The sequence below is a fragment of the Psychroserpens luteus genome (assembly GCF_015319355.1).
In the GTDB taxonomy this organism is placed as follows: Bacteria; Bacteroidota; Bacteroidia; order Flavobacteriales; family Flavobacteriaceae; genus Psychroserpens; species Psychroserpens luteus.
The window spans coordinates 429,468-443,944 of sequence record NZ_JADILU010000003.1; the positions used below are offsets into that span (position 1 = coordinate 429,468).

Genomic DNA, 14,477 nt, shown 5'->3' on the forward strand with positions numbered 1-14,477 from the left:
ATTGCTTTGTTGTCTTGGTTTGTGCCTGCACCAATATTCCAAAATTAAAATGTTTCTATTCATTTTATAAATTTATAGGCAGTAACTCTGCCTTTTCATTCTTTTAAGTTGATTAGTGCTATCTATTTATCAAATAGGTTTTTTGATATTAATAGCTAAATTCTTCCTTTCTTTAAATCAACTAAATAGAATTCATCAAGCATTGTTCTCTATCAAGCCTACCTAATTATCAAAAAAAGAATTGTAATTTGTAGGCGATGTAAATTATAAGATTATGACTAAAAAAACAGATCAAACAGCTTCGTTCATGGTTCGTTTTAATCAGATTATTTTTGAGGAAGATGGAGAATCTAAAGTGCAATGGCGAGGTAAAGTGTCACATATTCAAGGTGGTGAAGATCAAAGTTTTTCAGATTTTAATGATGCTGTAAAGTTTATTCAAGAAAGACTAGCAGACCTCACATTAGAAGCAACCAAACATAAATCACCAGAACAGCAAGATTCTTTATTGAAAAAGAGTTTCTCTCTATGGAAAACCATGGCGAAAGAAGGACCTAAAGTAATCATGGAAACTATTAAAGATCCTAGAAAACAAGTTGCACATTTTCAAGATCAAATTACAGATTTTGGTGAAGACTTAATGGAAAAAGTGCCTATAGACCAATGGCGAAATGCATCAAGATCAGATTTTAACTCCATAAAAGAATCTATTTCTCAATTGGCAGATGAGATGAAAAAGCTCAATGCAAAAGTTGATGCTATTAATAAACCAGTAAAAACGACTCGTGCCACGAAAACAACCAAAAAGACAATAAAAAAGACAACTCCACCTAAAAAGAAGTAAATCTTAAATGGGTCATCTCAAAGATAAACTGCAAGAACTTAAACAATTTCAAGAGGATGCGATTATTCGTATTCAAACCTTGGGACAGTTTAATTTGTGGCGCAACAATGAGAAAGTTGATTCTAAACAATTTGGAAGAGATAAGGCGGTTCAATTATTACAGTATTTAATTTCTAACAGACAGCGACATGCGCTTCATAAAGAAAAAATTATGGATCATCTTTGGGAAGAAGGAGATGATCGTGATTTTAAAGTCGCTTTGCATGGTATAAATAAAGTATTAGAGCCAGAAAGACCATCTAGAACAGAACCTAGTTTTGTTATTAGGCAAGGGATCAGTTATCAACTGGATTTAGAAAAAATTTGGATAGACGTTGAAGCGTTAGAGCAATATATTATTATTGGTAACGAAGCTTTGGGAGAAGATTTAACAGTAACTAAATCGGCTTATAAATCTGCCATAGCTTTATATCAAGGTGTGTATTTGCCCAATCGTATTTTTGAAGATTGGTCGTCTGAAGAACGCGAGAAAATTCAAGTTCTAATTTTAGGTGCTTATGTGATTCTTGCTGAAATTTTATTACAAGAAAACCCGTTAGAAAGCATCAGGTTAGCGCAATGTGCCATAGCTATAGATAAAACTTGGGAAGATGCTTACAGACTACAAATGCAAGCTTATATTATTAAAGGCAATAGACCACAAGCTATCAAAGCCTATCAAAAATGTGCAGATGTTTTAGACCAAGAATATGGTATTGATCCACTTCCTGCGACTAAAAAATTACTTCAGGAGATCGAGAGTATTTAGTTTTTAGTCTAGGTATTAACATATTTTATTTCCGTACTCAGCTTTGCGCCTTTGCATGAGAATTTTAGATGTCGTCTCCAATAATAAAATATATTTTAAAATAATTATAATTTTAAAAACTCTTGAAACACTCATAATTACTGTGTTTTATTCTTCGGAAATATCTAATCTTCAAATTTATTTCCCTTCCATACTATAATTGCAACTCATTTGTAACTACCTGATTGTACGTTTGTACCATAAAATAAAACAACACATTAATACACTATAATATTATGGCAACTAAAAAGCAAACAACAATTATCGATACAACAGCTAACAAAGCATTAGAATTAGTAACTAAAGCAAATGATTTAGCTTTAAGTACTACGGAAAAGTTAGCAATGAAGTCTATTAGTTTAGCTGAAAAAGGATTAGGGCTTTCTACTAAAATTGTAAAAAAAGGTATTAAAGCTTCAGCAAAAAATCAGGAATTAGTTTTTGATACATTAGAAACTGTGAAAGGTAAGGCTGTAAAATTTTTACCAAAATTCAAATAATTAAAAAATAAAAGGTAAGCATACTCAAGTGCAACTCATTTGTAACTCACTGATTGTATGTTTGTACCAGAATTAAAACAATAACAACACAATAACAAAATATATTATGGCAACTAAAACAAAAAAAGCAACTAAAAAAGGTGACAAACCAAGTGTTGCAAAAAAAGTAAATACAAGTTTGGTTAATGTATCATTATCTGCAATTAACACAACTATTGAAAATGGTGAAAAATGGCAAAAATTAGCCTCTAAGTTAATTAAGAAGTCAGAGAAAGTAAGAGAGCAACAAATCAATATGATTTTTGATACTGCAGAAGCTGTAAAAGGTCAAGTTATGATTGGTGCTGATAAAATGAAGGATTTAGTTGGTATTGATGATAAGTTAATTGAAAAAGCTAAAAATAAAGTAATCAATAACCCGATTAGTAGAAAAGTTGTTGGTATAGTAGAAGATATTACTGAAAAAGTAACTGAAAACCCAATGGTTCAGAAAGCAGAAAAAGCAACTGAAGACATGAAAGTTAAAGGTATGGTGAAATTCAACGAATTAAAAGGTGATGTATTAAAGCAAGCTTATAACGTTGTTAACACTGCTGAAAACAAACTTGAAGATGCTAGAAAAGATCTTAAAAAGGAAGTGAATAAAGCAACTAAAGCTTCTAAAAGTTCAGCTACGAAAGCAAAAGTGACTAAAGCAAAAGCAACTAAAGTTGTTGCTAAAAAAGCACCAAAGAAAACTGTAGCAAAGAAAGTAGCACCTAAAGCAAAAGTAACAGTAGCTAAGAAAACTACTGCTGTTAAAAAGGCAACAGTTACAAAAGCAACTGAGGCTAAAAAAGAAGTAACTAAAGTTGCAGAAGTAAAAACTGAGGTTAACAAAACAATCAAAATATCTGCTAAAGATGATTTAAAGTTAATTTACGGTATTGGACCAAAAACAGAATTGGCTTTAAACAACAATGGAGTTAACACGTATGCAGAATATGCAAAACTTGAAACTGCAGAAGTAGAAGCAATTCTTGAAAAAGAAACAGTTTCATTCGCAAGTACAGATTTGAAAGATTGGAAAAAACAAGCTGAAGTTGCTGTGAAAGAAGGTGCTGAAGGTTTAGTTAAATGGGTAGAAAGATATAGAACTGCCTAATCTTAATACTGTATAATTAATATAAAAATCATTTATAATGAAAAATAAAAAATCAATACTAGATGCTCCAAAGACAATGGTTTTTAAAGCACTAGACAAAACAAAAAAAGTGGTAACTAATGCAAATGGTTATGCACTTAACACAACAGAAGATTTAGTTTCTGAAGGAATCATAGTTGCAGAACAGTGGCAAACTGTTGGTAATAAAGCTTTAAAAGGTGGTTTATCATTAACAGCAACAAATCAAGACATTGTTTTTGATGCTTTAAAAGGTGTAAAAAAGCACATGATTTTAAGTAAAAAAAGATGGTCTAAGCTTATCGCTTAGGTTATAAGAATTAGTTTAGTTGATTGATAAAAGCCAAGTTACATGTTATGTGTAGCTTGGTTTTTTTTGTTTTATTATTCTCAAACTCTAATTACTTTTTAGATTAAAATAAAAAGTCAGGAAGAGTTCATTAGATTAACCAAGTTCATTTCGTATTTTTAAGGTAAAATTGTGAGCAATGCCTAAGAAAAATAAAATTTCAGATTCAGAAATTATTACATTCTACATGGAGTATGTTGTAGAACATCAAAGTAAGCCAGACTCGGTTGAAGATTTTTGCCAATTATATCAATTTGAGGATGCTATTTTTTATGAATATTTCAGATCATTTAAAGATCTAGAAAAAACGATTTATAATCTACTTTTTCAAAATTCATTAGTCACATTAAAGCAAACACCAGAATACCATAGTTTTATTAAAAAAGATAAGTTATTGAGTTTGTACTATACATTTTTTGAAAACTTGGCTCTAAATCAAGAGTTTGTTAAACTGAATTTAAAAGGTTTTGAAAATCAATTAAAAGCGCTCTCTGTATTTTCAAGGTTTAAGAGAAGTTTTATAGGTTTTATTGATGAGTTGAATTTAGAAACAATTAGCTTAAATGTTGAAATTATTGAAACTATTCAGAAGAAAACCATCAAAGAATCTGCTTGGATTCAGCTTTTATTTACGATGAAATTTTGGTTAGATGATAGTTCCGAAGATTTTGAAAAAACAGATATTTTTATCGAAAAATCCATCAATACAAGCATGGAGTTAATAGATACCAAATCGCTACATAATATTATTGATCTTGCGAAGTTCTTGTATAAAGAGAAAGTGAAATAGAAAACCTATGAAGACAGTTAAAAACATTCCAATTTCAAAAATACAGCGTGCCTCAAAACTGGTGCAAACAGGAGCAAAAGTAGGTGTAAATTACCTGAAATATTATGGTGATAAAATGATTAATTCTGAAGCTGACGCTAAAGAACGCTTAAACGAATCTAATGCCACAGATATTTATGATAGCTTAAAAGATTTAAAAGGAAGCGCTTTAAAACTAGCGCAAATGTTAAGCATGGAGAAAAATATTTTACCTCAGGCTTATGTAGAAAAATTTTCATTGTCTCAATTTTCTGTTCCACCATTATCTGCACCTTTGGTAATGAAAACTTTTAAAAAATCGTTTGGTAAATTCCCAAATGAAATTTTTGATGAGTTTAATCCAGAAGCTATAAATGCAGCAAGTATTGGTCAAGTACATAAAGCAGTAAAAGGCGAAAAAACATTAGCGGTTAAAATTCAATATCCAGGAGTAGCAAACAGTATTTTGTCAGATTTGGCAATGGTAAAACCTATTGCTATGAAAATGTTCAACATAAAGGGAGAACATTCTGATGTGTATTTTAAGGAAGTAGAAGGGAAGCTGCTAGAAGAAACCAATTATTTGCTGGAGATTGAACAAAGCAAAGAAGTTGTTGCTGCTTGTTCACATATTCCTAATATGATTTTCCCGATGTATTATGAAGCGTTTTCCTCTCAACAAATCATTACAATGGATTGGATGGATGGGATTCATCTTTCAGAATTTGCAAAAATAAACACCAATCAAGACATCGCAAAGACGTTAGGTCAAGCGCTTTGGGATTTCTATTTATATCAAATGCATACGCTTAAAAAAGTACATGCAGATCCTCATCCTGGGAATTTTTTAGTTTCTGAAAAAGGACAACTAATAGCCATAGATTTTGGGTGTATGAAGATCATTCCTAAGGATTTTTATGTTCCTTATTTTGAATTATTTGATAAAGATGTTTTAGATAATTCTGAAACATTTCACAATAAATTATTAGAACTGGAAATCTTACGAGAAGACGATTCCGAAGAAGAAATCATTTTCTTTACCAATATGTTTCATGATGTGTTGAGCTTTTTTACACAACCTTTTCGTGAAGAAACTTTCAATTTTTCAGATCCAGATTTCTTTGAAGAAATTGCTGCTATTGGAGAGAAGTATTTTAAAGGTACTCGATCTAATAAAATGAATGCTAATAGAGGTTCTCGTCATTTTATATACATGAATAGAACGTTTTTTGGTTTGTTTAATTTAATGTTCGATTTAAAAGCAGAAAACATCATTATTAATAACTATAAAAGTTTCTAAAACGTCTATTGTAATTAGTTTCATCTTCACAAATAAATAAAGTATTATGCGTGCATAGTATTTTGTAGAAATAATGTATATTGTAAAAATCACAACTAATTTGTGATTCATTTTGATAAAAGCATTAAATTTTCTCATTAAATTTATAAGATTGATAATTTTCCGAAAAGAACAGTGTAAGATATAAGTAGATAATAATGGCAAAAAAAATAGATTTGAAGGACATTGTGCAAGACGCATTTGATGCTTCAATTCAACAAATATCGGGTTCTGATGCTGCGTTCTTGTATGCAGAATCGCCTACAAGTCCGATGCATGTTGCGACTTTGAATATTGTTGAAGGCTCCTTGAAATATGATGATTTTAAAGCAATTGTAGCATCTAAATTGCATTTGATTCCAAAATTTAGGCAACGATTATTAAATGTACCAATGAATTTGGATTATCCATATTGGGTTGATGACCCTAATTTTGATTTGGATTTACATTTAAATCGTATCAAATTACCAGACCCATCCAATTGGAGAACTTTACGAGATTTAACTTCAAAATTATTTAGTGCGCCTTTAGATTTGAGACGACCTCTATGGTCTGTTCATTTTATTGAGGGGATAGACGAAATTGCCCAAGTGCCAAAAGGTTCTGTTGCTATTGTAACGAAAGTGCATCATGTGATGATTGATGGTAGCTCTGGAGTTGGTCTCCTAGGTGTTTTGTACGATAGCGATGAAAGCGGAAAAGATAAAAAGCGTTCAAAACCAAAGCCATTTAATCCAGAACCTTTACCAGACGAACTCAGTCTATTATTAAAAAGTGGTTATGGGTTTTTAAAGAATCCATTTAAAATACCTAGAACTGTTGGAGAAACTGTGTTCAACTTTGTAAAAAGTAAAGCAGCCAGCAAACTAAGCATTCAAAAGGAATTTAGTTCAACAAAATTCCCAGTACCAATTACAATTTTTAATGGCTCAATTTCGGCAAAAAGAACTTGGGGAACTGCAATTTTATCGTTTGAGCGTATTAATTTACTTAGAAAAACGATGGGTGGAAGTATTAACGACATGATCCTTGCCATTTGTGCTGGTGCGATTCGTCGTTATTTAGCTGAAAATGAAAAACTCCCATTGCATCCATTAGTTGCAAATGTGCCCATTTCAATACGAAATGAAAATAGTAAAGAAATGAACAATCAAATTGCTAATATGATGATTCAATTAGCAACCCATATTGACGATCCTTTAGAGCGTTTAGAATATATCCAAGAACAAACGATGTTAGGAAAATCTAGACACAATACAATGGGAGCAAAAACCTTAGCTAAAATGGCAGATGTTGTGCCTTTTGGTTTGGCAAATTTAGCTGCAGGATTGTATAGTAAATACAATATTAAAGATTTACATAGACCACCTTTTAATGTCACAATTACTAATGTGCCTGGTCCAAGAGGATTATTATATTTAAATGGACATAAAGTGGTTTCAATTTTTGGATTAACACCAGTTGTAGACGGATTTGGTTTAATAATAGCTGCTTTTAGCTATAATGGTCAGGTGAGTATTACAACGACTTCAGATGCTAAAACAATGCCAGATGCAGATGTGTTTTCGAGATATATTAGAGAATCTGCAAATGAATTAGAAGATCTAATCAAAAATTTAGGAAAAAGCAAATCATCAAGTAAAGCTGCAACAAAAGTAAAAAGTAAAAGCGCACCATTTTTCACAGCATTAAAAAGATATTTAAAGACCAATCAAAAAGATCTTAAAACATATAAAGGTATTTATCAAATTGAAGTAGGTCTTGGAGATACAACAAATGGTTGGGAAATAGATCTTACAAAAGATCAAGCAACAGTTAAGAAAAAGAAAAACGTTGACGCAAAATTATTGGTAGAAATAGAAGATGAAAACCTATTTGCATTATACAAAGGAAAACTACTTTTAGAAGAACTGAAAATTCAAGGACGAATAAAAATAACAGGAACTGCAGCAAGTAAAGCAAAATTTATAAAGCTACTTATAGCATTTTTAGAACGATAATCAATGCATTATAAAACAGATATATTAACATCAAAAGATGGTGAATCCTTTTGTTATTACAAATGGTTAGCCAACTCAAAAGTACCTTTTAAAGGTGTTGTACAGATTGCTCATGGATTAGGTGAACACGCAGGACGATATGATCACATGGCACACCTTTTACAAGATGAAGGTTACGAGGTTTATGCTAACGACCATCGAGCACATGGCAAAACTGCAGAAATGAAACGTTTATTCGGCTTTTATAATGGCAATGAGTATTTTGAAGATTGCGTAGAAGATATGCACACGCTATCAGAGCTTATGAAGTTTGAGCATCCTAAATCTAAATTCATATTATTTGGACACAGTATGGGATCGCTTTTAAGTAGAAAATATGTTATAAAGTATGGAGCAGAATTAGATGCTTTGATTTTATCAGGTACAGCAGGTTTTATAAAAGGCTTGGGGAATATTGGACTCGTAACAGCAACAGCAGTAACAACAGTTAGAGGAAGAGCACGCCAAAATGAATTTTTGAAATCTTTCTTTTTTGGAGAATTCAATAAAAAATTTAAACCCAATAGAACAAAATTAGATTGGATTAGTAGTGATGAAAAACAAGTTGATTTATTTGCTGAAGATCCTTACCGTATCGAAGATTTTTCGTTAGGTGTGTTTTTAGATATAATCAAGAATTCTAAAAAATTGAATAAACCTGAAGCATTTAATGCCACACCAAAAGATTTGCCTATACTAATGTTCTCTGGTGATAAAGATCCAGTTGGCGAAATGGGTAAAGGTGTAAAACGTGTTGCAAAACAATATGAAAAAAGAGGAATCAATGATTTTACTTTTAATTTATATGAAGGAGGAAGACATGAAATGTTAAACGAAACCAATGCAGAATCTGTAAAACAAGAGGTTATAAGTTGGTTAAATGCACACATGCAAGATTAAAAAATTACAATGGAAGAAAACCAAATTTTATATCGAATTTTCTCGCGCTTAGCAGTTGCTTTAGGGACTTTAAATGGCTTGTCATTGAAAGACGCTAAAAAACTAGTAAGTAAACAAATTAAGAAGCATCCATTTAAAGAAGAAATTAAAACGCTCATTGATGTAATTATAACTGATGAACATGAAAATATTGAACAATTATTAGATGAAACTATTTTAGTTTGCGAAGAACTAGGTTCTAACAGGAATTATATCACCTTAGAAGCCATTTTAGAGCAAATAGCGACATCAATCTCTAAAGGTCATGATCAAGAGGAATATAAATACACCAATGCTATCGTTGAGCGATTTAAAAAAGAGATTACGCTTATTAATAAAAAAATTCCGCAGCCACCAGTATTTAATATGGTTATGGAAACCCGATCTCTATTAGAATGGTCTTCGATTTATTGTATTTATCCATTGATACCAAAACGTATTAAAGGTAACGGTAAACCAGTGTTGTTGATTCCGCCATATTTAGGAGATGATTCTTCGACATCATTTGTTCGAAAATACTTAAAGTCTTTAGGTTTTTCAACTTATAAATGGGACTTAGGATTTAATATGGTAAAAGCGCATTATATTCCAAGATTAGAAGAAAAACTACATGATATTTATCAAGAACATAATGAAAAAGTAAGTATTGTAGGTTGGAGTGGTGGAGGCATTTTTGCTAAAATCATGGCAAACAGACATCCAGATCAGGTAGAACAAATTTTAACTATAGGCTCACCAATTTGGGGAGTTATGGATATGAAAACACCAGTATATGGTTTGATGGAGTTTTTTAGAGGGAAATCATTAAAAGAACGTAATGAACGATTTTTAGCAGAGTTAGAACCCATCCCAAAAGTTCCTGTAACTTGTATTTATACCAAAACAGATGGTTTAGTACCTTGGAAACATTGCATTGAAGCAAATACCTTTAGAAAAGATATAAAAAATATTGAAGTATTTGGAAGCCATTCTGGAATGGGAGCCAATGCAAGCGTGTTATTAGTTACAGCTAATATGTTAAGTGCAAATATACAAGGCAAAAAAATTAGAGATGTTGGTTCAAATATTGAACGTTATTTATATCCTAATTTTTGGAAAAAAGCAAGAAAAGTATTCAAATCAAAAAAGCCAATTGCGCAAGTCGTAAAATAATAAGCTATGGATCATATTATTGAGCATCATAAATTTCAGGAAGCTTTAAAACAGATTGCAATTGAGCAAGACATGGATCTTGACGATGTGAAAAAACAAGGTGCAAAATGTATTAAGGAGTTGTATGCTCAGCAGCATCCTATGGCAAAATTAATATCTGTTAAAGGTTTTGATTATATATTATCAAGAGCTTATAATGATAGAATTGATGTTGATCCAAAAGGGATAAAAAAACTCATGAAATTGATGCAGAGAAACTCTGTAGCCTTTATCATGACTCATAAAACCTATTTAGATACTTTGGTGCTAATTTCAACTTTAGCACGCTATGGTATGCCAATTCCATATTCTTTTGGAGGAAGTAATTTGGCATTTCCAGGTTTAAAACAACTAGGAAATAATGCAGGTTTAATTTTTATACGTCGTAGTTTCAAAGATGATTTAATTTATAAAGCAGCTTTACGTCACTACATTTCTACCATTATAGATAAAGGCGATCATTTAACTTGGAATATTGAAGGTACACGTTCTAGAACAGGTAAAATTATTTATCCTAAAATGGGTATTTTAAAATATATTAAAGAAGGTGAATTACAGAGTACAAGACCAATAAAATATGTACCTGTTTCTATTGTTTATGATTTAATTCCTGATGTCAAAGAAATGACAGAGGAAGGTAAAGGACAAGCAAAAAAGTCTGAAAACGTAAAAGAGGCAGTCAATTACATTAAAAAATTAGGAAACGATTATGGTCGTGCAGCTATTCGTTTTGGCGATCCTGTTGAAATAGATGAAGACCAGCACGCTATCATTCCAGATATGGAAGAAGATAGTTATGCAGATAAAAACACCTTACCACGTTTTGCGTTTGAACTCATTCATAAAACGAATGCTATTACACCTGTAACAACTGTATCCTTGGTGTGTCATACGTTATTAAATGATTTTGCTTTAACTAAAAAAGAAATCGAATTTAAGGTCAACCGACTCATGACTTACATTGGTCAAAAGCAAGAAGATGTTCTAATTGATCGCGGGAATAAAATCGGTGTTACCATTCAAAAAGCCTTAAATTTATTAAAAGGAGCAAGAATCGTCCAAAAAAGTAGAGCAGGACAACGTGCACAATATAGTTTGGTTTCTTCGGAATATTTACCAGCCACGTATTATGCTAATATGGCGTCAGGTCATTTGTATCATCAAGCATTTATTGAAATGGCTTTGGTGAGTATAAAAGACGATACATCAGCCAATAGAATTACTAATTTCTGGGAAGAAATTATGAGACTTCGTAATCTATTCAAGTTCGAATTTTTCTATACTAATAAACCAAAATTCAGTAGTGAAATTGAAGCAGAATTATTACGATTTGATAAAAATTGGAGATCCATCATTGCAGATCCAAAAGGAGACATTTCAGTATTGTTTAAAAAACAAGAATTATTTGTTTCTAGAGCTATTTTATTGTCTTATTTAGAAGCCTATAAAGTGGTTTGTCACACCTTAAATAGTTGGGATCCTGACGATGAATTTAATGACGATGAATTTATAGAATTAGCCATGTTCAAAGGAAATGAATTGCATTGGCAATCTAAAATAACACGTTTAGATAGTGTTTCTAAACCCTTTTTAGTTAATGCGCTTCGTTTTGCTAAAAACGCGAATTTAATTCCAGTTGAAAGAACGATAGATTATGACGGTTTAGAACATTGGAAAAATCAATTAGAGGATTTATCAGAACGTTTATTTTATCTAAAACAAATTGAAACCATTCTAGATAAAAAAGGATTAAAAGAACAGCCAGCAGAAGAGCGTGTTGTTCCAGATTCAGGAATTGATGAAGTCCATCATGAAGTTGCCATAGAAGAAGGACCACATATCACAGCATTTTTTGATATGGACAAAACGTTAATAAATGATTTTTCAGCTAAAAAATTCATGACGACACGTTTGTTTAGCGGGAAAACGACAGCAAAAGAATATCTAACGCAATTTGCAACAGCCTTAATCTTTGCTTCAGGAAATAGAGATTTTGAAGTATTGACAAAAATTGCAGCACTTGGAGTAAAAGGCATTGACGAATCTGCTTTTACTGAATTAGGTGTACACGTTTTTGAAGAGTATTTGGAAGAAACCATTTATCAAGAATCTCGCGACTTAATCGAGAAGCATTTAGCGAAAGGACATAAAGTCGTCATCATTTCTGCAGCAACAACATATCAAATAGAACCTATCGCTAAAGCATTAGGAATTAAAGAGATCTATGCAACCGAAATGGAATTGCGCAATGGTAAGTTTACAGGTCGCGTTTCTGAGATGTGTTGGGGAGAAGGTAAAGCAAGAGCAGCACGAAAATTTGCTAAAAAGAATAAAACAGACTTATCAAAAAGTTATTTCTATACAGATAGTATTGAAGATTTACCATTATTAAAACTTGTTGGAAATCCTGTGGCTACTAATCCAGATCAAAAGTTATCACAAATGGCTTTTGAAAACAATTGGCCTATTTTAAGATTTGAAGAACCTGTTGAAAAACCTATTGTTAATGGTTTTAGAACAGGATTAGCAGCAGCAAGTATTTATCCTTCCGCAGTAAAAGGAATTATAAAAGGAGCATTCACCATGTCTCGACAAGAGGCAGCAAATACGACATTTTCTAGTATTGGAGATTTAGGTTCTAAAATGGCAGGACTTGATATTGCTGTAAAAGGAAGACATAATTTAGAAGAAATAAGACCAGCTGTGTTTTGTTTTAATCATCAAAGTGCTGCAGATTTCTTTATTGTAATGAAATTAATAAGACATGATTTTACAGGAGTAGCAAAAAAAGAATTAGAACGTACACCAGTTGGACCAATCTTTAAAGCTCTAGGAGCCATTTTTGTAGATCGTGCAAATAAAGAAAAAGCTATTGAGGCAATGAAACCTGCAGTAGAAGCTTTAAAAAGTGGAGTTTCTGTAGCAATTGCACCAGAAGGTACTCGAAGCGGAAGCAAAACTTTAGGGACATTTAAAAAAGGTGCTTTTCATTTAGCGATGCAAGCTGGAGTCCCAATAATACCAATTGTGATTAAAAATGCTTACATGGCAATGCCAAAAGGTTCTAGTATGTTCAAACCAACACATATAGAAGTTGTTGTTTTAGAACCGGTTGATACATCACTTTGGAAATTAAAAAATCTCAATAAACATATTGAAGACGTTCGGAATTTATATCTTAACGAATTAGAAAATTAACACAACAGGTTTGATTATTAAATATTTAACTTATGAAACTAAACGTTGGAATATTAGGTGGAGGATCTTGGGGAACAACTGTAGCATCCTTAACTGCAAAAAACAATGACACCATTTTATGGGCAAGAAATAAAAAAACTGTTCAAGAAATAAATGAAGAGCATAGAAATTCTAAATATCTACCTGGAGCAGAATTAAATAAGAATTTAAAAGCTTCAACATCTATTGAAGACACAGTTAAAAATGCAGATGTGATTGTTATGGGAATTCCTTCTCAACATTTTAGAGAAGTATTAAGAGCAGCAAAGCCACATATTAGACCTTGGGTTCCTATTGTGAGCTTGTCCAAAGGTTTAGAATTGACGACTAAAATGCGCATGACGCAAATAATCGAAGAAGAACTTCCTGGTCATCCAACAGGTGTTTTAACAGGTCCAAATTTAGCTAAAGAAATTCATTCTGGTCAAGCTGCAGCAGCTGTAATTGCTATGGTAGATAAAACCATTGCCAAAGAGTTGCAACAAGTATTTAGCACAGGTTTATTTAGAGTGTATACCAATAATGATGTGATTGGTTGTGAACTTGGAGGCGCTTTAAAAAATATTATGGCAATTGCTACAGGAATGGGTGATGGAGCAAATGCAGGAGACAACACTAGAGCAGCATTAATAACCAGAGGCTTATCTGAATTAACCAGATTAGGTACAGCAATGGGTGGACGACGTAGAACGTTTTCTGGACTTGCAGGTATGGGAGATTTAGTAGCAACATGCTCAAGTTCTAAAAGTAGAAATCATCATGTGGGATTTGAAATAGGACGCGGTAAAAGTTTAGAGCAGATTATTGAAGAAATGGATGAAGTTGCAGAAGGCGTAAAAACAGCCAAAGTAGTCATGGAATTGGCTAAAGATTATAAGGTAGACATGCCAATTTCTAGAGAGGTCTATAAAGTATTGTATGAAGGTAATACTGTTAATGATGCTTTTAGAGGTTTGCTCAAAATTGAAAGTGGATCAGAGAAAGAACCTGGATAGATTTCAATTTTAGTGATGTTAACGATAACCTTGAGTATCATTGAAATTTATGGTAATAGCTATAATTGTAATTAGTATTATAAGCTATAGTGACGAGAAAAAATAAGTTTTATGACTTCGGAAATTTTAAGGAATTAACTTTAGAGAGGATAAAGAATACTGAGAAAATTTCCGAAGAAAATACCACTAAAAACACCAAATCTAACTGTTAAATAAAAAAGCTCATC

General features: G+C 31.9%; 12 protein-coding genes. All 12 read left to right on the forward strand.

Translation table 11 applies throughout. The annotated features are described in order from the left end of the window. Window positions 1-274 precede the first annotated feature (274 nt). The 12 genes from IM744_RS08955 to IM744_RS09010 all read left to right on the forward strand — a co-directional run bounded on the left by IM744_RS08955 (window position 275) and on the right by IM744_RS09010 (window position 14,250). Window positions 275-844: a hypothetical protein gene (locus IM744_RS08955; RefSeq protein ID WP_194507785.1), complete on the forward strand. Its 570-nt coding sequence runs from the start codon at window positions 275-277 to the stop codon at window positions 842-844. A 7-nt stretch (window positions 845-851) separates the two neighbouring features. Next, the gene (locus tag IM744_RS08960; RefSeq protein ID WP_194507786.1) at window positions 852-1,652 is read left to right on the forward strand and encodes an AfsR/SARP family transcriptional regulator; all 801 of its coding nucleotides are present in this window, start codon (window positions 852-854) and stop codon (window positions 1,650-1,652) included. Between the two features lie 275 nt (window positions 1,653-1,927). After that, complete coding sequence (locus IM744_RS08965; RefSeq protein ID WP_194507787.1) at window positions 1,928-2,191, forward strand: hypothetical protein; 264 nt, start codon at window positions 1,928-1,930, stop codon at window positions 2,189-2,191. A gap of 106 nt (window positions 2,192-2,297) precedes the next feature. Continuing rightward, window positions 2,298-3,335: a hypothetical protein gene (locus IM744_RS08970; protein ID WP_194507788.1), complete on the forward strand. Its 1,038-nt coding sequence runs from the start codon at window positions 2,298-2,300 to the stop codon at window positions 3,333-3,335. Between the two features lie 37 nt (window positions 3,336-3,372). After that, a complete protein-coding gene (locus tag IM744_RS08975; protein WP_194507789.1) occupies window positions 3,373-3,663 on the forward strand; it encodes a hypothetical protein in 291 nt (96 codons plus the stop codon). A 178-nt stretch (window positions 3,664-3,841) separates the two neighbouring features. After that, on the forward strand, window positions 3,842-4,492 hold the full coding sequence (locus IM744_RS08980; RefSeq protein WP_194507790.1) for a TetR family transcriptional regulator C-terminal domain-containing protein: 651 nt from the start codon (window positions 3,842-3,844) through the stop codon (window positions 4,490-4,492). A 7-nt stretch (window positions 4,493-4,499) separates the two neighbouring features. Further along, complete coding sequence (locus IM744_RS08985; protein ID WP_194507791.1) at window positions 4,500-5,810, forward strand: ABC1 kinase family protein; 1,311 nt, start codon at window positions 4,500-4,502, stop codon at window positions 5,808-5,810. A 197-nt stretch (window positions 5,811-6,007) separates the two neighbouring features. Next, window positions 6,008-7,849, forward strand: a complete 1,842-nt coding sequence (locus IM744_RS08990; RefSeq protein ID WP_194507792.1) for a wax ester/triacylglycerol synthase family O-acyltransferase — start codon at window positions 6,008-6,010, stop codon at window positions 7,847-7,849. A 3-nt stretch (window positions 7,850-7,852) separates the two neighbouring features. Beyond that, complete coding sequence (locus IM744_RS08995) at window positions 7,853-8,788, forward strand: alpha/beta hydrolase (RefSeq protein WP_194507793.1); 936 nt, start codon at window positions 7,853-7,855, stop codon at window positions 8,786-8,788. A 9-nt stretch (window positions 8,789-8,797) separates the two neighbouring features. Beyond that, the gene (locus IM744_RS09000; protein ID WP_194507794.1) at window positions 8,798-9,979 is read left to right on the forward strand and encodes an esterase/lipase family protein; all 1,182 of its coding nucleotides are present in this window, start codon (window positions 8,798-8,800) and stop codon (window positions 9,977-9,979) included. Between the two features lie 6 nt (window positions 9,980-9,985). Further along, a complete protein-coding gene (locus IM744_RS09005) occupies window positions 9,986-13,216 on the forward strand; it encodes an HAD-IB family hydrolase (protein ID WP_194507795.1) in 3,231 nt (1,076 codons plus the stop codon). A gap of 32 nt (window positions 13,217-13,248) precedes the next feature. Further along, a complete protein-coding gene (locus tag IM744_RS09010) occupies window positions 13,249-14,250 on the forward strand; it encodes an NAD(P)H-dependent glycerol-3-phosphate dehydrogenase (protein WP_194507796.1) in 1,002 nt (333 codons plus the stop codon). The last annotated feature ends 227 nt before the right edge of the window (window positions 14,251-14,477 follow it).